Source organism: Hymenobacter jeollabukensis (genome assembly GCF_005771675.1).
Lineage (GTDB): Bacteria > Bacteroidota > Bacteroidia > Cytophagales > Hymenobacteraceae > Solirubrum > Solirubrum jeollabukense.
Map to the genome: position 1 here is coordinate 75,223 of NZ_VAJM01000013.1, position 19,638 is coordinate 94,860.

The 19,638-nt window shown below is 65.0% G+C and carries 17 protein-coding genes; 6 read left to right on the forward strand and 11 right to left on the reverse strand.

Annotated features, from left to right (window positions below; translation table 11 throughout):
* Nucleotides 1-152 precede the first annotated feature (152 nt).
* The 4 genes from FDY95_RS20340 to FDY95_RS20355 all read right to left on the reverse strand — a co-directional run bounded on the left by FDY95_RS20340 (nt 153) and on the right by FDY95_RS20355 (nt 6,337).
* The gene (locus FDY95_RS20340) at nt 153-3,359 is read right to left on the reverse strand and encodes an efflux RND transporter permease subunit (RefSeq protein ID WP_138080409.1); all 3,207 of its coding nucleotides are present in this window, start codon (nt 3,357-3,359) and stop codon (nt 153-155) included.
* A gap of 331 nt (nt 3,360-3,690) precedes the next feature.
* On the reverse strand, nt 3,691-4,908 hold the full coding sequence (locus tag FDY95_RS20345; RefSeq protein ID WP_138080411.1) for an efflux RND transporter periplasmic adaptor subunit: 1,218 nt from the start codon (nt 4,906-4,908) through the stop codon (nt 3,691-3,693).
* A 105-nt stretch (nt 4,909-5,013) separates the two neighbouring features.
* Nucleotides 5,014-5,280: a hypothetical protein gene (locus FDY95_RS20350; protein ID WP_138080413.1), complete on the reverse strand. Its 267-nt coding sequence runs from the start codon at nt 5,278-5,280 to the stop codon at nt 5,014-5,016.
* Between the two features lie 298 nt (nt 5,281-5,578).
* A complete protein-coding gene (locus FDY95_RS20355) occupies nt 5,579-6,337 on the reverse strand; it encodes an SDR family NAD(P)-dependent oxidoreductase (protein ID WP_138080415.1) in 759 nt (252 codons plus the stop codon).
* Nucleotides 6,338-6,518: 181 nt separating this feature from the next.
* Between FDY95_RS20355 and FDY95_RS20360 the strand changes: the two genes are divergently transcribed.
* The gene (locus FDY95_RS20360) at nt 6,519-6,818 is read left to right on the forward strand and encodes a winged helix-turn-helix transcriptional regulator (RefSeq protein ID WP_212744938.1); all 300 of its coding nucleotides are present in this window, start codon (nt 6,519-6,521) and stop codon (nt 6,816-6,818) included.
* Between the two features lie 77 nt (nt 6,819-6,895).
* Here FDY95_RS20360 and FDY95_RS20365 read toward each other — a convergent pair whose 3' ends face one another.
* Together FDY95_RS20365 and FDY95_RS20370 are read right to left on the reverse strand one after the other, a co-directional pair.
* Nucleotides 6,896-8,272, reverse strand: a complete 1,377-nt coding sequence (locus FDY95_RS20365) for a sensor histidine kinase (RefSeq protein WP_171025771.1) — start codon at nt 8,270-8,272, stop codon at nt 6,896-6,898.
* A gap of 121 nt (nt 8,273-8,393) precedes the next feature.
* Nucleotides 8,394-9,071 carry a response regulator gene (locus FDY95_RS20370; RefSeq protein WP_111479120.1) on the reverse strand — a complete coding sequence of 226 codons (678 nt, stop codon included), beginning with the start codon at nt 9,069-9,071 and terminating at the stop codon, nt 8,394-8,396.
* A gap of 182 nt (nt 9,072-9,253) precedes the next feature.
* Between FDY95_RS20370 and FDY95_RS20375 the strand changes: the two genes are divergently transcribed.
* On the forward strand, nt 9,254-9,475 hold the full coding sequence (locus FDY95_RS20375; protein WP_138080421.1) for a hypothetical protein: 222 nt from the start codon (nt 9,254-9,256) through the stop codon (nt 9,473-9,475).
* Between the two features lie 28 nt (nt 9,476-9,503).
* Here FDY95_RS20375 and map read toward each other — a convergent pair whose 3' ends face one another.
* Together map and FDY95_RS20385 are read right to left on the reverse strand one after the other, a co-directional pair.
* The gene (gene map / locus FDY95_RS20380; protein ID WP_138080423.1) at nt 9,504-10,271 is read right to left on the reverse strand and encodes a type I methionyl aminopeptidase; all 768 of its coding nucleotides are present in this window, start codon (nt 10,269-10,271) and stop codon (nt 9,504-9,506) included.
* 128 nt (nt 10,272-10,399) lie between these two features.
* Entirely contained in the window at nt 10,400-11,350 is a 951-nt protein-coding gene (locus FDY95_RS20385; RefSeq protein WP_246074091.1) for a DMT family transporter, read from the reverse strand.
* A gap of 139 nt (nt 11,351-11,489) precedes the next feature.
* On the opposite strand from FDY95_RS20385, the gene FDY95_RS20390 reads away from it, so the two are divergent.
* Together FDY95_RS20390 and FDY95_RS20395 are read left to right on the forward strand one after the other, a co-directional pair.
* Nucleotides 11,490-12,800, forward strand: a complete 1,311-nt coding sequence (locus FDY95_RS20390; RefSeq protein WP_138080427.1) for a replication-associated recombination protein A — start codon at nt 11,490-11,492, stop codon at nt 12,798-12,800.
* A 62-nt stretch (nt 12,801-12,862) separates the two neighbouring features.
* Nucleotides 12,863-13,429 carry a hypothetical protein gene (locus FDY95_RS20395; protein WP_138080429.1) on the forward strand — a complete coding sequence of 189 codons (567 nt, stop codon included), beginning with the start codon at nt 12,863-12,865 and terminating at the stop codon, nt 13,427-13,429.
* Between the two features lie 69 nt (nt 13,430-13,498).
* Here FDY95_RS20395 and FDY95_RS20400 read toward each other — a convergent pair whose 3' ends face one another.
* Nucleotides 13,499-15,295: an RICIN domain-containing protein gene (locus tag FDY95_RS20400; protein ID WP_138080431.1), complete on the reverse strand. Its 1,797-nt coding sequence runs from the start codon at nt 15,293-15,295 to the stop codon at nt 13,499-13,501.
* Nucleotides 15,296-15,557: 262 nt separating this feature from the next.
* On the opposite strand from FDY95_RS20400, the gene sppA reads away from it, so the two are divergent.
* Both sppA and FDY95_RS20410 read left to right on the forward strand, forming a co-directional pair.
* Entirely contained in the window at nt 15,558-17,324 is a 1,767-nt protein-coding gene (sppA, locus tag FDY95_RS20405; RefSeq protein ID WP_138080433.1) for a signal peptide peptidase SppA, read from the forward strand.
* A 68-nt stretch (nt 17,325-17,392) separates the two neighbouring features.
* A complete protein-coding gene (locus FDY95_RS20410) occupies nt 17,393-18,238 on the forward strand; it encodes a purine-nucleoside phosphorylase (RefSeq protein WP_246074092.1) in 846 nt (281 codons plus the stop codon).
* Nucleotides 18,239-18,317: 79 nt separating this feature from the next.
* On the opposite strand, the gene FDY95_RS20415 is transcribed toward FDY95_RS20410, so the two are convergent.
* Nucleotides 18,318-18,731: a hypothetical protein gene (locus FDY95_RS20415; protein ID WP_138080435.1), complete on the reverse strand. Its 414-nt coding sequence runs from the start codon at nt 18,729-18,731 to the stop codon at nt 18,318-18,320.
* A 93-nt stretch (nt 18,732-18,824) separates the two neighbouring features.
* The gene (locus tag FDY95_RS20420) at nt 18,825-19,637 is read right to left on the reverse strand and encodes a DUF4249 domain-containing protein (RefSeq protein ID WP_171025772.1); all 813 of its coding nucleotides are present in this window, start codon (nt 19,635-19,637) and stop codon (nt 18,825-18,827) included.
* Between the last annotated feature and the right edge of the window lies 1 nt (nt 19,638).

Genomic DNA, 19,638 nt, shown 5'->3' on the forward strand with positions numbered 1-19,638 from the left:
TGCGGGCTAAAGTCCATGCTATACTGCGCCGAGCCCTTCCGGCCGAAACATCCCCGCCGCTGCGCGTGCTGGCGGTTCCCCAACCGTAACCCTCTGGCGAAGGCGGCAAGGATGCTTCGGCCGGATGAGCCGGATCAGGTGCTGGAGTCAGTTTAGGCATGTTTCGGTTCGAGGCGGCGCACCACGGCGGCCGTTTCAGCTTCCTGCTCGTCGTCCTCCTCCGTGGCCGGCTTGCTCAGCGAGGCAAAAAGCACGTACAGCCCCGGAATGATGACCACCCCGAACAGGGTGCCGATGAGCATGCCGCCCGCCGCCGCCGTGCCGATGCTGCGGTTGCCCAGCGCGCCGGCGCCGGAGGCAATGCAGAGCGGAATCAGGCCGGCAATGAAGGCGAAGGAAGTCATCAGGATGGGGCGCAGGCGCGACACTGCCCCTTCCACCGCGGCGTCGAGCACTGAGGCGCCCTGCTGGCGGCGCTGGTTGGCCACTTCAATGATGAGGATGGCGTTTTTGCCGAGCAGGCCGATGAGCATCACCAGCGCTACCTGGGCGTAGATGTTGTTTTCCAGCCCCAGCAGCTTTAGCGAGAGGAAGGCGCCGAACACGCCCACCGGCAACGACAGCAGCACCGGCAGCGGCAAGAGGAAGCTTTCGTACTGGGCCGCCAGCAGCAGGTACACGAACACGATGACCATCAGGAACACGTACACCGCCTGGTTGCCCGACAGAATCTGCTCCCGCGTCATCCCCGACCACTCGTAGCTGAAGCCGCGCGGCAGCTCCTGCTTGGCCACCCGCTCGGCGGCGGCAATGGCCTCGCCGGAACTGAAACCCGGGGCCGCGTCGCCGTTGAGCATGGCCGAGGTGTACATGTTGTAGCGCGTGAGCTGCTCGGGGCCGTACACCCGCTCCATCGTGAGGAAGGTCGAGTACGGCACCATCTCGCCCCGGTCGTTTTTGACGTAGAGCTTGAGCACGTCCTCGGGCGCGGCGCGGTAGCTGGGGGCGGCCTGCACCATCACCTTGTACATCTGCCCGAAGCGGATGAAGTTGGAGGCGTAGTACGAGCCCAGCAGCGTCTGCAAAGTGCTCATGGCGCGGTCCACGGTCACGCCGCGCTTGGCCGCCATTTCCTGGTCGACGTGGATCAGGTACTGCGGGAAGTTCGGGTCGAAGGTGGTGAAGGCGGCCCCGATTTCGGGCGTCTTGGCCAAGGCGGTGATAAACTTATTGGTGGCGGCAGCCGTCTGCTGCAGGTCGCCGCGGCCGGTTTTGTCGAGGATGCGCAGCTCGAAGCCGCTGCTGTTGCCGAAGCCCGGTACGGTGGGCGGCGAGAAGAACTCGATGCGGGCGTCGCGGATGCCCGCCGTGCGCTTGCGCAGCTCCTGAATCAGCTCGTCGACGGATTCCTCGCGCTTGTCCCAGCTTTTGAGGTTGATCATGCCCATGCCGTAGGAGGCGCCGGCCACTTCGTTCAAGAGGCTGTAGCCGGCCAGCGTCGTCACCGATTCCACCGGCCCGAGCTTGGCCGCCTGCCGCTGAATCTGGTCGAGCACCTGCTCGGTGCGCTCCACGGTGGCGCCGGCCGGGGCCGTCACGTTCACGTAAATCATGCCCTGGTCCTCGTTCGGAATAAAGCCCGAGGGCAGAACCAGGCTGATGCCCCAGGCCGCCGCGCTGAACGCCACGAACAAGCCGATGGTCAGCCAGCGGCGCGGGGCCAGCCGGTAGAGCAGCCGCTCGTAGCCCCGGGCCAGCCGGTCGTAGTAGTGGTTGAAGCCGCCGAAAAAGCGGGCCAGCAGCCCCTTTCGCCTGGCCTCCGGCGCATCGGCCGAGTCGCCCTCGATGGCGTGGGTGGGCTTGAGCATCAGGGCGCACAAAGCCGGCGTGAGTGTCAGCGCGTTGACGCCCGAAATGACGATGGAAATGGCCAGCGTGAGCGAGAATTGGCGGTAGAACACGCCCACCGGCCCGCTCATAAACGCCACCGGCACGAATACCGCCGTCATCACCAGGGTAATGGCCACGATGGCCCCGCCGATTTCCTGCATGGCCGCCAGCGTAGCTTTTCGGGCCGACAAATGCTCCTCGTGCATCTTCACGTGCACGGCCTCCACCACCACAATGGCGTTGTCGACCACGATGCCAATGGCCAGCACCAAGGCGAAGAGCGTGAGCAGGTTGATCGAGAAGCCGAACATCTGCATGAATGCCAGCGTGCCGATGAGGGCCACGGGCACCGCCAGCGCCGGAATGAGGGTGCTGCGCCAGTCCTGCAGAAACAGGTATACCACGATGAACACCAGCACGAAGGCCTCGAACAAGGTCCGCAGCACCTCGTGGATACTCGCGTCGAGGAAGCGCGACACGTCGTAGCTGATGTTGTAGGTCATGCCCGGCGGGAAGCTGGTTTTCTGCAGCTCGGCCATGCGGGTTTTCACGTTTTCGATAACCTCGCGGGCGTTGGAGCCGGGGCGCTGCTTGAGCATGATGGCGGCCGAGGCCCGGCCGTCGGTCTTGGAGGCCATGCCGTAGCTGAGCGTGCCAAATTCCACCTCGGCCACGTCGCGCAGGCGCAGCACCGAGCCGTCGGCGTTGGCCCGCACCACGATGCTTTTGTACTGCTCGGGCTCAAACAGCTTGCCGGTGTAGCGCAGCACGTACTGCAGCATCTGGGCCGAGCGGCCGGAGCTTTCCCCGGTCTGTCCCGGCGCGGCTTCCACGTTCTGGTTCCGAATGGCGTCCACCACCTCGTCGGCCGACACGTCGTAGGCCAGCAGGCGGTCGGGCTTCAGCCACACGCGCATGGAGTACTCGCGGGAGCCCATGATTTCAGCCCGACCCACGCCCTCGATGCGCTTGAGTTCCTGCAGAATGTTGATGTCGGCGAAGTTGTAGATGAACTCCTCATCGGCCGACGGGTCGGTGCTCATCACGTTCAAATACAGCAACATGCTGTTCACTTCTTTCTCCGTCGTCACCCCGGCCTTGATGACCTCCTCCGGCATTTCGTCGATGATGGTCGTCACGCGGTTCTGCACATTCACCGCCGCCAAATCGGGGTCGGTGCCCACTTCGAAGAACACCTGGATGGCCGTGATGCCGTTGTTGCTGGTCACCGTCGACATGTAGGTCATGCCCGGCACGCCGTTGATGGCGCGCTCCAGCGGGGTGGCCACGGCCTTGGCGCACACCTCGGCGTTGGCGCCGGTGTACTTGGCCGTCACCGTCACCGAGGGCGGCACGATTTCGGGAAACTGCGTGATGGGCAGCGAAAAAAACGCCAGCCCGCCCAGCAGCAGGAATATCAGCGAAATAACCAGCGACAATACCGGCCGCTTGATGAACAGTGCGAGCATATTAGGTCAGTTGTCAGTTGACAGTTTTGAGCTGTCAGTGACGTGGAAGGGTAAACCCCAAAAACCTCACCTCCCGGCCCCCTCTCCTCGGGGAGAGGGGGAGCCTGACACCACTCTGCAGGTGGAACGAGTAGGTCAGAACGCACCCCGCTCCACGAAGGAGCGGGGCCGGGGGTGAAGTCCTGCGCCTGCCGGCGGTGCTTTGGCGGCGGCCCGGGCCTCGTTCCGTCCTTTCTCCCAAAAGAGAAGTTCGGCCCGGGGGCAGCCGGCACCACGCGGCAGGCGGACGCGCCGCCCGTTGAGAGCAAGGCGGGCGCGTCGGGGGTGGTTATCAGTGGGCATGGGCCACGGCGCCCGCCCCGCCGCCACCGGTATGGGGCGGCGCGGGCGCCAGCAGGCTATCCATGCCCACGGTTTGGGGCCGGATCAGCATTCCGTCGCGGGCATCCTGCACGCCTTCGTACACCACCCGTTCGCCGGGCTGCAAGCCCGATTCGACGAGGTAGAAGTGTGCCAGGCGGGTGCGCGGCACGAAGTGGCGCTGGTGCAGGCGGTTCTGCTGGTCGACCACGAACACGTAGTTCTTGTCCTGCAGCTCGAAGGCGGCTTTCTGCGGCAGCAGCAGCGCGTCGTCGACGGCGCTGCTGAGCTGCACGCGGCCGGTGGCGCCGTGCTTGAGCAGGTGATTGGGGTTGGCAAACCGCGCCCGGAAGGCAATGGAGCCGGTGTTGGCGTCGAACTCGCTTTCCACCGTTTCGATGCGGCCGGCCTGCGGGTAGGTCGAGCCGTCGGCCAGGATCAGGCGCACATCGTCGGAGCTTTCGGCGCTGCTCACGCCCTTGGGGTGGCGCTTCACGTAGTCGAGGTACTCGCCCTCCGACACGGTGAAGTAAGCGTACACCGAGCGGATGTCCGATACGGTGGTGAGCAGCGTGCCATCATCCACCAGGCTGCCAACTTTCAGCGGAATGCGGTCAATAATGCCGTCGAACGGGGCGCGCACCTGGGTGTAGCTCAAATTCAGCCGGGCCGAGGCCAGCGCGGACTGCGCCTGCGCCACGTGCGACTGGGCCGCCTTGAGCTTGGCTTTGGCCACCTCCAGCTCGGTGTCCGACACGATGTTTTTCGCCACCAGCATGGTCACCTGCTTCACCTCCAGCTCGGCCACGCGGGTATCGGCCTGGGCGCTGGACAGGGCCGCCTGGGCCCTGGTAATCTGGGTGCGGAAGGGCGCGTCGTTGATGCTGAAGAGCAGCTGCCCGGCTTTCACCGGCTGGCCTTCGTCGACGTGAATGTGCTCCAGGAAGCCGGCCACGCGGCCGCGCAGCTCCACGTTGCGCAGGGCCTGAATGTCGGCCACGTACTTGCGAAAAAGCACCGTGTCGCGGGTCACCAGCCGGGTGACGGGCAAGGAGGGCTGTTCGGCGGCAGCCGTCTGGGCGGCCGAGGCTTCGGTTTCGCCCTTGGCCGAGCAGCCGGCGAGCAGGGCGCTCAGGGCCGCCGCGGCCAGCGGCAGGGTCAGGGTTCGGACTAAGGGGCGTATGGGCATTGGCGGGGGCGCCGGAATGGGCTAATTGCGAGAGGTTGTTCCGCAAAGGAGGCGCCGGGGCATTAGAGCCGTGTGAGAACGGCATTAGAAAACATTAAAAGCTGGTTAAAGCTTCACCGCATTGGCGTGAGGGCGGCCGAGCAGGCTCACCAGCACGCTGTCCTTGCGCAGCTGCTCTACCTGGCACTGGGCCAGCTGGGCCTGCGCCAGGCGCAGCTCCAGCTCCGATTCGGCCATGCGGTTATCCGTCTCGAAGGCCTGTTCGAGCGGGGAATGGTCGGCCATGAGCAGGTAGCAGTTCAGGCCGGCCGAGAGGATCAGCGCCACCAGCAGCAGAAAAGCGGGCAGCTGCAGACGGTCGTGTTTCTTCATGGGCACCATGCGTGGGTCGGCTGCAAAACTGGCCGCCGGGCATTAGAGCCGCGTGAGAACGGGATTAGAAAAGATTAGAGCGTCATTCCCTGACTGCTCCCCGCTTCCAAGGCCGCGCCGACTGCGACATGGCTGGCGGGCTTGTGGCCGGCTACTTGGCAGCGCAACGGGGTTTAATGAACAGAAAAATGGCTGGGAGCCGCGGCTCCCAGCCATTAGCTGGAGTTAATAAGAGTACAAGGGGCAAGAACCAGGGCGGGCCTAGTGGTTTGCCGCTACGCCCGCCCTTTTTCCTAGCTTACACCTGCGCTATGCCGCCGTCGACGAACAGCTCCGCCCCGGTGACGAAGCTGCTGTCGTCCGAGGCCAGGAACAGGATGGCTTTGGCCACTTCATCGGCCTCCCCCATGCGCCCCAGCGGCATCACGCTCGTCATCTGGGTTTTAAATTGAGCCAGTTCCTCGGGGGAGCTGATCAGGGCGTTGAGTCCGGGCGTTTCGATGGGCCCCGGGCTGACGGCATTCACCCGAATGTGGCGGGCTTTGAGGTCGACGGCCCAGTTGCGGGCCAGGGAGCGGATGGCCGCCTTCGTGGCGCTGTAGATGCTGCTGTAGGCCGAGCCCTTCACGCCCGAGACGGACGACAGGAGCACGATGGTAGAGCCGTCGGGGAGCAGCGGCAGCGCTTTCTGCACCGTGAAGACGATACCCTTCACGTTGACATCAAACTGCCGGTCGTAGTGGTCTTCCGTAATGGCCTCCACGGGCAGAAACTCGGCAATGGCCGCGTTGGCCACCAGCACGTCGAGCCGGCCTTTCTGCTCCTTGATAGCAGCTACTATCCGGTCCAGATCGGCCAGGTTGCTCACGTCGCCCTGCAGCCCGGCCGCGGCGCCGCCCAGCTGCTGCACCGCCGCATCCAGCTCGGCCTGCCGCCGGCCGGTGATGAACACGAACGCGCCTTCAGCCACGAAGCGCTGGGCCGTCGCCAGGCCGATGCCGGTGCTACCACCAGTGATGAGGGCAATTTTACCGGCTAGCTTTTGGGAAGTTGTCATGGAAAAAGTGGGGGTTATTGATTAGTTTCGGCAAGGAACTATCGATAGTTTCTTTTAGTTACTAATGCCGGCCGTTTTGCCCCACAAACTGGTTACCCTCCCGTAACCAACGGCCTTTACTCCACCATTTCACTAAAGCTACCCCATGCGCGACGCTGCTTTTTGTGGTTCTAGCTGCCCTATGACCCGTACGATGGGCGTGCTGGGCGGCAAATGGAAGTTGATTATCGTTTCCAATCTGGCCGGACGTCGGCTGCGCTTCGGCCAGCTGGCCCAGCGCCTGTACCTGACCTCCCGCAAGGTGCTGACCGAGCAGCTCAAGGAGCTGGAGGAAGACGGCATCGTGCGCCGCGAAGCGTTTGCCGAGCTGCCGCCCCGGGTGGAGTATTCGCTTACCGAGCACGGCCTGGCGCTGCTCCCTATCCTGGAGCAGCTCTGCGCCTGGAATAGCAGCGCCCCCGCGGTTGAAGCGGCCAGCTGAACAGTAGGGCAAGCCACGAGCCGCAGGCACCGCCCCGCCTGATAGCCAGCCTGGTTTCAGCCAGCGGATCGGGTCCGCTAGAGCACCGGGGCAGCCGGCAGCTGTATCGTGGCCGTCGTGCCCTCCCCTACCTGGGACTCCACCGTCAGCTCGCCCCCGTGCAGGCGGATGATTTTGCGCGTCATGGGCAGGCCCAGGCCGAAGCCGCTGGCGGTGGCCCGGCCGCCCTCGGCCCGAAACAGCGGCTCGAAGATGCGCGGCAAGGCCGCCGGCTCGATGCCCACGCCCGCGTCCTGCACCGTCACCTGCAGGGTGCGGGCGCCGGCGTAGCTCAGCTCCACCTGCACCGGCGCCTGGGAGTACTTGCAGGCGTTGTCGAGCAGGTTCAGCAGGGCCGTGGTGAGCAGCGGGGCGTTGCCGCGCACCTGAAACGGCTCGTCCAGCTCCTCCGGCACCTGCCCGAAGGACAGGCGCACCGAGCGGCCGGGGTACTTGGCGGCGCAGTGGTCGAGGGCTTGGGTGAGGCAGTCGTCGAGGCGCACCAGCTGGCGGCTGAGGGTGGTTTCGTCGGCGCGGGCCAGGGCCAGCAGGCTGTTGGTGAGGCCGATGAGCCGGCGAATTTCCTCCTGCGCCGACTGCATGCTGCGCTTGGCTTCGGCCAGATCCTGGTCGTAGAGCACCGAGGTTTCCAGCGTGCCCAGGGCGTTGGCCAGCGGGGTCCGCAGCTCGTGCGAGGCGTGCGACACGAAGCTTTTCTGGCTTTCGAAGGCCTGCTCCAGCCCCGCCAGCATGCGGTTGAAGGTCATGGCCAGCTGGGCAATTTCGTCCTTCTGGTTGCCCTCCGAGAGGCGCTGGCTGAGGTTGGACGCCGTGATGCGCCGCACCTGCCGCACGATGCGCGCCATGGGCCGCAGCGTATCGGCCGCGAAAAACCAGCCGGCCACCACAATCAGGGCCAGGGCACCGAGGTTGCCGGCCAGCAAGATCAGGCGCAGCTTGTCGAGCTGCTGAAAGCCCTCGTCGTCGCGGGCGGCCACGAAAATGCGGCTGGGGTAGCCGGCGTAGTGGTACTCGGCCCCGATGACCTCGCGGCCGGCGTAGCGGAAGCTCACCGGCTGCGGCCCGCTGATGCTGCTCAGGTGGGCCAGGTTGCCGCGCTGGTCGATGTGGTCGTCGCTGGCGTAGAGCAGGCGGCCGTGGGGCGAGTAGATGCTGATCTGCTCCCGGGGCATGGTCAGCAGGTCGCGGCGGCGCACGGTGCGCAGGATGCCGCTGCGCAGGTTGGCCCGCTGAATGAGGATGCGCCCGGTCAGGTCCACCTTGCCCGCCAGCCGCGCGTGAAACCGCTGCTCCCGCGTGGCGGCGTGGAAGTAGTACACAAACAGCGAAAAGCACAGCTGAATCAGCAGCACCAGCAGGGTAAAGCGCAGGATAAGCTTGTTGCGAATCAGCACGGGACAGTGGTGAAATGGTGAGGTAGTGAACTGGTGAGTTTGATGGTCAGGAGGCTCTGCATTGCGCATTCCGCGCCGTCAGAACAGTACTCACTAGCTCACCACCTCACTATTTCACCTCTTATCCTTCCCGCATCACGTAGCCCATGCCCACCACGGTGTGAATCAGCTTGGGCTCGAAACCCTTGTCGATTTTCTTGCGCAGGTAGCTCACGTACACGTCGATGACGTTGGTGTTGGTGTCGAAATTCAGCTCCCACACGCGCTCGGCAATGTCGACGCGCGAGACGGTTTTGCCGCGGTTGAGCAGTAGATATTCCAGCAGCGAGTATTCGCGGGTGGTCAGCTCGATGCGCTGCCCGGCGCGGGTCACGGTTTTGGCGTCGAGGTTGAGCTCCAGGTCGGCCATGCGCAGCAGGTGCTTCACGGCGGGCGCGTCGGTGCCGCGCTTGGCCAGGGCCCGGGTGCGCAGCAACAGCTCCCGAAACTCGAAGGGCTTCACCAGGTAGTCGTCGGCGCCGGCCTCGAAGCCCGTCACTTTGTCATCGATGCTGTCGAGGGCGGTGAGCAAGAGCACGGGCACCTGCCGGTCGTGCTGGCGCAGGCGGCGGCACAGCTCGAAGCCGTTGACGTAGGGCAGGTTCACGTCGAGAATGACCACGTCGTAGCGGTTTTGCTCTAGCAGGGACTGGCCCACGCGGCCGTCGTAGGCCACTTCCAGCTCGTAGGCCTCGTTTTCGAAGCCTTTTTTGATGAACGAGGCCAGCTTGGGCTCGTCTTCGACCAGCAGTAGTTTCATACGCAACGGGCGGGCCGCCCCGGGGCCACAGTGGCCCAAAGTAACGGCGCGCTGGGCTTGCATACGCAGCCCGGCACAATAAGCCGCCCCACCTCGTGCGTTAACGCAGGAGTTGCCGGCCCCGGCTGGCACGCTTCCTGCAAAGCTCCGCTCCCGTCATCACCACCCCAAAACGCCCGCTGATGCAACCGCTACCCCGCTTCCGTCACCTACTGTTTCTGCTGCTCGGCGGCCTCGTGCTCGTCGGTCTGGGCGGCTTCTTCAAGGTCGCCCGCCTGCATCCGCTCTGGGCCGACGGCGGCCTGCTCGTCGGTATGGTGGGCGTGCTGCTGGCCCAGGTGCTGCTGCTGATGCAGGCCGTGCGCTGGGCCGTGCAGGTGAATCGGCGGCTGGAGGAGGCGTAAGCCGGCCTTTTGGGGGCACATCGGCCCGCTAGTCCCAGATACGGTTGTCGGCGGTGAGGATGATGGGCTGCCCGTCGGTGACGACGAGCGTGTGCTCGTGCTGGGCCACGAAGGACCCGTCCTTGGTAGCCAGCGTCCACCCGTCGTTGTTGAGCTGATGGGCCAGGCTGGCGCGGGTGGAAATGAACGTTTCCACGGCCACCACCGAGTTTTTCTTGAAGCGCTTCAGGTTGTGGCGGTCGTAGTAGCAGGGAATTTCCGAGGGCTCCTCGTGCAGGCTGCGGCCCACGCCGTGCCCGACCAGGTTTTTGATAACCCGAAACCCCGCTTTGCGCGCCTCCGCGTCGATCAGCCCGCCGATATCGGCGATGCGCACCCCGCCGCGGATGCGGCTGATGGCCGTGCGCAGAATCTGCCGCGAGGCGTCGACCAGCGGGCGGTGGTTGTGCAGGTCGGCGCCGAGCACGAAGGAGCCGCCGTTGTCGGCCCAGAACCCGCCCATTTCCGCCGACACGTCGATGTTCACCAGGTCACCTTCCTGCAGCACCTTGCGGGCCGAAGGAATGCCGTGGGCCACTTCCTGGTTGACGCTGATGCACGTCCAGCCCGGAAAGCCGTAGGTCAGCCGCGGGGCCGAGCGGGCGCCCATGGCCGTCAGCAGGCTACCGCCGTACTCGTCCAGCTCCAGGGTGCTCATGCCCGGCTGGGCGTATTCGCGCATCTGCCGCAAGGTGGACGCCACGGCGGCGCTAATCAGCTGCAGGCCGGTCAGTTCGGCTTCGGAGGTAATGGACATCGGGAAGGGAGTGTTCGACCGGGCCCTGCCGGGCGCCGAACGGTGTGGAGGAACAAAGATAATCGGCCGCTCAATCAGGCGCGGCGGCGCGGCGGCTAGCCAGAGCCGGCTTTATCGTCGGGCGGCGCTTAGTCCGGCACCGGCTCCAGCGGCACCGGCGCGGCGGCCACGGGCTGCGGCTTGGGCTTCTGGCTGACCAGCCACACGCCCAGGAAAATCAGCAGCCCCTCGCCGGCCCGTTCCCAGGTCAGATGGTCGCGGCCCAGGCTCACGGCGATGAGCACGGCCAGGATGGGCTGCAGGTAGATATACACGCCCAGCAGGGCCGGCGAGGCGTACTTCAGGGCCCAGTTGTTGAGCAGATAGGCCACAATGGTGAGCATCACCACCATGTAGACGATGTCGGCCCAGATGCGGCCCGGCAGGTGGGCGTAGTCGATGGCCAGGGCCTCGTGCCAGCCGAAGGGCACCACGATGAAGGCGCCCACCAGAAAGCTGCGGGCCAGCACCGTGAAGGCGTGGTACTTCTTCATCAGCGGGGCGGCCAGCACCAGGTACAGGCCAAAAAACGTGGCGTTGAGCAAGATGAGCAGGTTGCCCAGGGCCACCTGCTCACCGGCCGCCCCGGCCGGGCCGCGGCTGAGAATCACCAGCGCCGCCCCTACCCCGGCCACCAGAATGCCCGCGGCGCGCAGCAAGGTCACCCGCTCGCCCAGCAGCAGCACCGAGGCCAGCACCACCACGATGGGCGACACCGTCTGAATCAGCGAGGCGCTGATGGGCGTGGTCAGGTTCAGCCCGCCGAAGAACAGCAGCTGGTTCAGCCCGATGCCCGAGATGCCGCAGAGAATGGAGCGAATGGTATCGGCGCGGCCGGTAATGGGCGTTTTGGTGACGAGCTTATCGAGCAGGCCGAAGACCAGCGCGGCCGTCACCACGCGCAGCACCACGATGCCGTTGGGGTGGGCGAAGCGGGGCATTACCTCCTTGGCCAGGGAGTAATTGGCGGCGTAGATGGCGGCCACCACGAACAGGGCAGCGTGCACGCGCAGGGCGGAGGTGGAGGGAGGCGTTGTCAAACCAGGAAGAGGAAGCGGGCGTCGCGCAGAACCGCCGGTCGGCGGGTCTACCTTTGTAGTTCGCGCATTCAGGTCGACTTCGTCTTCCGACTCATCGTACTTGAATGCGCGAACTACAAAGTTGGCGCTACTTCTGTTCATGGCTTCCCTTTTCGATCCGCCCGCCGACCAGCCCCGGCCCGGCGCCCCGCTGGCCGAGCGCCTGCGCCCCCGCACCCTGGCCGAGTACGTGGGCCAGCAGCACCTCGTGGGCGAGGGCGGCGTGCTGCGTCGCTACCTCGACGCCGGCCGCCTGCCTTCCCTCATCCTCTGGGGCCCGCCCGGCGTGGGCAAAACCACCCTGGCCCACCTGCTGGCGGCGCAACTGAAGCTGCCCTTCGTGGCCCTGTCGGCCATCAACGCGGGCGTGAAGGACGTGCGCGACGTGATTCAGCAGGCCAAGTCGCGCCGCGGCACCCTGCTCTTCATCGACGAGATTCACCGCTTCAGCAAGTCGCAGCAGGATGCCTTGCTGGGCGCGGTGGAGCAGGGCATCGTCACGCTCATCGGCGCTACTACCGAAAATCCCTCATTCGAGGTCATCCCGGCCATTCTGAGCCGGGCGCAGGTATACGTGCTCGAAGCCCTGGGCAAGGACGACCTGACCGGCCTGGTGGACCGGGCGCTGCGCGAGGACGAGGCCCTGCGCCGCCGCCCGGTGCGCGTGGAGCAGTACGACGCGCTGCTGCGCATCAGCGGCGGCGACGCGCGCAAGCTGCTCAACCTGCTGGAAATCGTGGTGCAGTCGGCCCAGGCCAACCCGGAGACGGGCGTAGTGGTCATCACCGACGAGGTGGTGCAGCAGCTGGCCCAGCAGAACCTCTCGCGCTACGACAAGGGCGGCGAAATGCACTACGATGTCATTTCGGCCTTTATCAAGAGCATCCGCGGCTCCGACCCGAACGCGGCGCTCTACTACCTGGCCGTGATGCTGGAAGGCGGCGAAGACCCCAAATTCATTGCCCGCCGCCTGCTCATTCTCGCCTCCGAAGACGTGGGCAACGCCAACCCCAACGCCCTGCTGCTGGCCCAGAGCACCTTCCAGGCCGTCACCGTCATCGGCATGCCCGAGTCGGACATTATTCTGGGCCAGGCGGTGGTGTACCTGGCCACGTCGCCCAAGAGCAACGCCTCCTACAAGGCCATCCGCGAGGCCCGCGCCTACGTGCGCCAGCACGGCGTGGCCGCGGTGCCGCTGGGGCTGCGCAACGCGCCCACCAAGCTGATGAAGCAGCTCAACTACGGCGACACCTACCAGTACTCCCACGACGGCGCGGGCGGCTTCATCTACCAGGAATTCATGCCCGAGGGCCTGGGCCATCACCGCTTCTACACCCCCGGCGACAACGCCGCCGAGCAGAAGATTCAGGAGCGGCTGCGCTATTGGTGGGGCGAGAAGTACGGCTATTGACCACGGATTCGACGGATTTTTCGGATTGCTCGGATTTTGTGGACGATTCACGACTGCGCGGTATGCTTGACTTCCAGCCCCTGCGGAAACACCGCACCGATTTTCCATCCTACTCCTTTATGGGCAGCGCAGCGGAAGTTGCTTTGCTGCCGGCGGAGCATCAGGCGCAGATGCACTTTTTGGACGCGGAAGGCAGCCGGTTTGTCGACGCGTATTTGGACGCATCGTATCTGATGCGCAGGGCCACGGACCAGGGCAACTCCCGGCCGTTCCGCACCGGCTATTTCAAGCACCTCGAAACGCACCAGAATGAGACGCCGGCAGCCCTGAAGAAGTGGCTGTACGAGCGGGGTATTCCCTTTAGGCATGAAGTTCTGTTGCATGGATGCACCAGCAACCAAGACGTGTTGCTGACCTGGAAAATGCTCATCAAATACGCCAAGCGGATTTTCCGGGTGCACGACTGGCTGGTATTTGATGAAACCTTGTACTGGGCGCTGTTCTATCATCACGACGGCTTATTCACCTTCGGACGTGACCGGTCGTTCGCCCCAGAAGAGCAGTTCCAGCAGATGTACGCGCAACAGGAGCTACGGCGGCGCTACCCGTTTCTGAAGTTTCCGTACTGAGCGCCCCGAACCAACGCGGCCCCGCCCGGATTGTCCGGGCGGGGCCGCGTGCTTCGGCCCAAGCCGCGCTTACTTCTGCAGCGTGTACTGCCAGTGGAAGGTGAGCGTGTTCAAGGCGTCGGCGGTGTGAGTGCCGGAGATGCCCACCAGCTGGGCATTCACCGCGTCGTCGAGGCCGGCCTCGAAGAACGAGTGGTGCCCCAGTTGTCCGCCTTCGATCAGGTGGCCGTGGTTGGTTTCCAGCATCAGGCCGTGCACCCGGTCCCACTCGTAGCCACGAGCGTTGGCGACGTACTCCCCGTCGGCCAGCGTCAGCGCAGCCTGTTGGTTGCCCTTCTTGCCGTAGGTATGCTCCACGCCGTCGGCGTAGGTGAGTTGCAGGCCGCATACGTGGGCTTGCCCCGCGTCCGAGCAGATGACAATCTTCTTCAGGCCACCGGTACCCGCGCCGAACGTGGTACCGCCCGGCCGGCCGCCGAAGGGGCCTACCTCGGCGGTGATTTTCTGAGCCGAGGGCTTCTCCGTCTTGGTAGGGTCGAAGTAGGGCCAGAGGTAGGCCGCGGCCAGCATCGCATCCAGTTCGGCGCCAAACTGCGCCTGTACCTGCGCTTTACGGGCCCGGAAGGCGTGGGCAATGTTGGCTTCGCAGTCCGGGTCGCCGGGGTTGGAGTTCGGGCGGCGGTAGCCGCGCTCCATGCGCCAGCCGTCGTAGCTGTCCGTCACCCAGTCTTTGCGCCAGTCCACGATGGACATCCGCCCGTTGCCCAGATCCACGTATTCCCGGTCGCCTTTGAAATCATGCCTGATTTTGCTGAGCCGCCACGCCATGGCCGCTTCGCGGCTGCGCTGTACCGCCTCGCCGTAGCGCTTGATGGCGGCGCGCAGATGCTTCAACTCGCTGGCTTTGCCCTTCTCCTGCTCCTGCGGATCCGTTACCGCCGGGTGCAGGCGCACAAACTCCTTGACCATGTCGGCGCGCAGCGTCATGACCAGCGTGCCCCAGGCGGCCAGCAACGACAGGATTTCCACGCCCTCCTGCTCGCGCAGAAAATTATCTTCCCGCTGCGTGGCCGCCGAAATGGCGGCAATGAGCTTGGTGCGCTGGTTTTCTAAGTCGTAAGTGTCGAGGTATTCGTCCGCGTTGGTGCGGGCACCTTGCAAGTCGCTGCGCAGGTTTTTCAGCTTTTCCTCCTTCAGCAGCTCCTTCACGCGCTGCTCCACGTACAGGGTCGTCTGGTTCCAGAAGTCCTTGTCGTGACCATCGGGCCACAGCACGCCCAGCACGCCCTTGACGGCGCCGCCCACTTTGGGAATGGCCCCGATGACGCCCAGCACCGCGTCGCGCACCAGGTCGCTGTACTGGTGAAACGTGTGAGCCTCGTTGGCCACGTAGTCGGGCGAGGACGGCACCACCCGGAACAGCTGAAAGTCGCGGTTGTTAGCCGGGGCCAGGGTGCCCTGCTTGATGGTATCCTGGCCGCGGGTCGCGTTGGGTACCTCCAGCACGCGGCCGCTGTGCACCGGTCGCAGATAGTAGTACCCGTTGCCGGCGTGCATGAAGCGGAAGCGCTGGTTGGGCGAATTCTGGCCGTCCCGGTCTTGCATGTGCCACTGGATCAGATCGGCGCCTACGTTCGGCGACACGCCCGCAATGGCCCAGTGCAGGTTATCAAAGGGCAGATACACGTGGTATTCGCCGCGGCCGTTTTTCTGCAGCTGAAACTGCTGGGCGGGGTTGTTTTTGTAAGGCTCCTGCTGCTGAATGGCATTGCCCGGGTGCCGCTGATGGTGCACCGGAGCCAGCGGCAGGTTGCTGTGCTTGGGAATAATGGCGAAGGAACGGTCGCCGGGAACGATAAACGTCATTCGAAAAGAGAAAAGGGTGGATGATGCGTCTCGGAAAGCTAAACAGAATCAAACTATATCTGACAAATACCATAAAATAATAATCACCGAGTTTCAGCCTGTACCGGGAGTGGGCGCCCTGGTGGCGGCCTTTCACGCCGCAGAACAGCCCGGTTGTCGATTAGGCCGGGCCAGCTACCGCGCGCCGAGCGTACTTTGGCGAGCAGGCCACCAAAGCCCGCCTACTTTTGTTTACGGAACGCTGATTCTCATTTCCTCAACAATGCTGCAATTCCTCAAGTACGTGCTGGCCACCATCGTGGGGCTGGCGCTGTTTTCCTTCGTCGGCTTCCTGATTTTCGTCGGGGTGGTGGCCGCCATCGGCTCTTCCTCCGACGAGGTGACGGTGGCCAGCAACTCGGTGCTGGAGCTGAAGCTCGACCGCCCGCTCACGGAGCGCAAGCAGGAGGGCGAATTCACGCCCTTCGGCCTGCGCAGCTCCTCCATCGGGCTGACCACGCTCAAAGAGGCCATCAAACGCGCCAAAACCGACGACGACATCAAGGGCATCCTGCTCGACCTCGACGTGGTATCGGGCGGACTGGCTTCGCTGGAAGAAGTGCGCGACGCGCTGCTGGACTTCAAGAAGTCGGGCAAATTCGTGGTGGCCTACCACGAAACCGGCTCCGAAAAAGGCTACTACCTCTCTTCGGTGGCCGATGAGGTGTACCTGCACCCGCAGGGCCTGCTGGAGTTCAACGGCCTCTCCTCGGAGGTGTTCTTCTACAAGCGCCTGTTCGACAAAATCGGCGTGGAGCCCTTCATCTTCCGCGTGGGCTCGTTCAAAAGCGCCGTGGAACCCTACTTCCGCGAGAATTTCAGCGACTCGGCCCGCTTTCAGACGGTGTCGTTCCTGAATTCCATCAACAACCACTCCGTCGAGCAGATTGCCGCCGCCCGCAAGCTGCCGGTGGGCCGCCTCAAGACGGTGCAGGACTCCATGCTGGTGCACAACGCCCAGGACGCCAAGCGCCTGGGCCTGGTAACCAAGCTCGGCTACTACGACGAAGTGCTGGATTACCTGCGCGAGAAGCTGCACCTCGACGGCGACAAGAAGCCCAGCCTGGTGAGCCTGAGTACCTACGAGAAGGCCGATAAGGACGACAAGGAAGTGTCGGGCAACAAGATTGCCGTGGTGTACGCCGAGGGCGACATCGTGGGCGGCAAGGGCGGCGAGGAAAGCATCGGCGGCACCAAGTTCGCCGAAACCATCCGCAAGGCCCGCCTCGACAAGAAGGTGAAGGCCATCGTGCTGCGCATCAACTCGCCCGGCGGCTCGGCCCTGGCCTCCGACGTGATTTACCGCGAAGTGATGCTGGCCAAAAAGGTGAAGCCGGTCATTGCCTCGATGTCGGACGTGGCGGCCTCGGGCGGCTACTACATTGCCATGGGCTGCGACACCATCGTGGCCCACCCGAACACGATTACCGGCTCCATCGGCGTGTTCGGGGTGCTGCCCAACCTGGGGCCCCTGCTGTCGGATAAGCTCGGCATCACCGTGGACCGCGTCACGACCGGCAAGTTCTCGGACATTCCGACGGTAACGCGCCGCCTCACGCCCTTCGAGCAGCAGAGCCTGCAGCGCGAAGTGGAGCGCACCTACGCCGACTTCACCTCGAAAGCCGCCATCGGCCGCCACATGCCCGTGGAGCGCCTGCGCCGCCTGGCCTCGGGCCGGGTGTGGTCGGGCACCGAAGCCAAGCAGCGCGGCCTCGTGGACGTGCTCGGCTCGTTCGACGACGCGGTGGCCATTGCCGCCCGCCGTGCCCACCTCAAGGCCGACGACTACCGCCTGCAGGCCCTGCCCCGCCGCAAATCGGCCATCGAGAGCTTTATCAGCCTGCTGTCGGGCGGCAACTCGGAGGAAGCCGAAGCCAAGGCCCTGCAAAGCAAGCTGGGCCCGCTGTACCCGGTGTTTCAGCAGTACCGCACCGTCACGCAGATGCAGGGCGTGCAGGCCCGCCTGCCCTACGAGCTGACGATTCAGTAAGCCGGAGCTTTGCGCTTCTTACGCTACTTTTACCGCGCCGCCGACACCAAAGTCGGCGGCGCTTTTTTATGCACCTCTCCGCCGCCCAACAGATGGCGCAGCTCCGCGAAGCCGCCGCCCACATCCAAGCCCAGACCCAGCAGTTTCAGCCCGACTTCGGCATCATCCTTGGCACCGGCCTTGGGGCGCTGGCCAAGGAGGTGCAGGTGGAGCACAGCCTGAGCTACGCCGATATTCCGCACTTCCCCGTCTCGACGGTGGAAAGCCACGCCGGGCGCCTGCTGCTGGGCACCCTGGGCGGGCGCCGCGTGGCGGTGCTGCAGGGCCGCTTTCACTACTACGAGGGCTATTCCATGCCCGAGGTGGTGTTTCCGGTGCGCGTGCTTAAGCTGCTCGGCATTCAGAAGCTGCTGGTGAGCAACGCCGCCGGCGGCCTGCACCCCGATTTTGCCATCAGTGACCTGATGCTCATCGACGACCACATCAACCTGCAGCCGACCAACCCGCTGGTGGGCCCGAACCTGGACGAGTTGGGCCCGCGCTTCCCCGATATGTTCGAGCCCTACGACCACCAGCTGCTGGCCCAGGCCGAATCGGCGGCGCGGGAGCTGGGCTTCGGCCCGCGGGTGCGCCGCGGGGTGTACGCCTCCCTGCCCGGCCCCATGCTCGAAACGCCCGCCGAGTACCGCTACCTGCGCACCATCGGGGCCGGTGCGGTGGGCATGAGCACGGTGCCCGAGGTCATTGCTGCGCGCCATATGGACTTGCCGGTGCTGGCCATTTCCGTCATCACCGACCAGGCCTCGCCCGCGCACCTGAAGCCGGTAAACATCCAGCACATCCTGGCCGCCGCCGCCGACGCCGAGCCCCGCCTGACGGCCCTGCTCAAGCGCGTGGTGGAGCAGCAGGCGTAGTTTCGGCGCGCCACCAAACGACAACGCCCCGGCTCCGCTGCGTGCGGAGCCGGGGCGCCTTGTGTTCAGACCAAACGGGCTATTTCGCGGTGTAAATATCCTCGTGCCGCTCGCCGGCCCGCTCTTCCCAACTGAGGCGCAGCGTGGTGTTGTCGAGCTGCTGAATGGCGTAGTCGTGCGCGTCGCCTTTGTGGTCGACGACGTGCAGGTTGTTGGGGTTGCTTACCTGCCACTGGCCCTGCACCATCGAAGCGTCGGCCAGGTACGTGAGGTGGTAGCTGCCGCCGCTCACGAAATGCCAGTCGTACTGGTCCTTCACGGTAGCGCCGCTGCCGGTTACCTGCCCGTTGAGGCGGGTTTCGGAAAGGCGCCACTCGTGGGCCACGAGCAGCTGGTCGTTGGAGGTGACGGGCTTGGCGTCGTCCTTTTTACAGGCGCCGAGGGCCACGGTGGCCGACGCCAGGGCGCCGAGCACAAAACGGGAACGAATCATAGGAGAAAGAGAATAGGAATGATACCGGCAAGATAACGGCCGGGCCCGCCGCGGTTGCAGGCCCGGCCGCCGGCCGCACGTAGTAGCTCAGGCTCAGCGCACAATAATCTGGCGACGCTGGTAATTCAGGATGGTGAATACGCCGATGCCGCCCTGCACCGTGCTCTGCACCGCGGCGGGCTGCCCGAAGGGGTTGCCATTGGCCGATTGCGCGTCGTCGACGGACTGCAGGAAGCGGGCGTAGGGCCGGTCGAGGTGGTAGAGCGTAACGAAGAGCGTGTCGTCGGGCTCGAACTCGTAGCTGGTGCCCAGGGTGATGAGCTGCCCGTCGAGCAGGCGGTCATCGGGGTTGTAATCCACCTCGCGCGCCCCCGAAATACTGTCCCGGTGGATCTGAAAGCGGTAGTAGTCGCCCACGCCGGGCGGGTCCTGAAACTTCACCGTTACCAGGGCGCGGCGCTCATCGGCGGGCCGGTCGTTGAAGCGCCACTCCACCGCATCGAGGGGCACGGTGGCGGGCATGGTGGCCGCACCCGTCACCACGCGGCCCTTGGTGTCCTTCACCGAGAGCTGCCAGGTGTCGCCGGGCTGGATGCGCAGGGGCCGCAGGCCTCGGTGGGTGTAGAACTTGCGGGTGACCAGGTTGCGCCCGGGCCGGAACAAGAGCGTCTCGACGCGGCCGGTGGGCCCGGTCAGCGTCACGGTCACGTCGGTGAGCACGGTGGGGGCGGGCGCGCTCAGGTAGGGCACCGTTTCCGACACCGTCAGTTCCGGCGCTTTGCCGTTTTCGAGGTAGCACTCCACCACCAGCTGCGCCGGCTCGGCGGGCAGCTCCACGTCCACGTCTTTCTGCAAGCCGCAGCCCGTCAGCAAGGCCGGCAAAGTCAGCAGCAGTAACCCAGCCAAC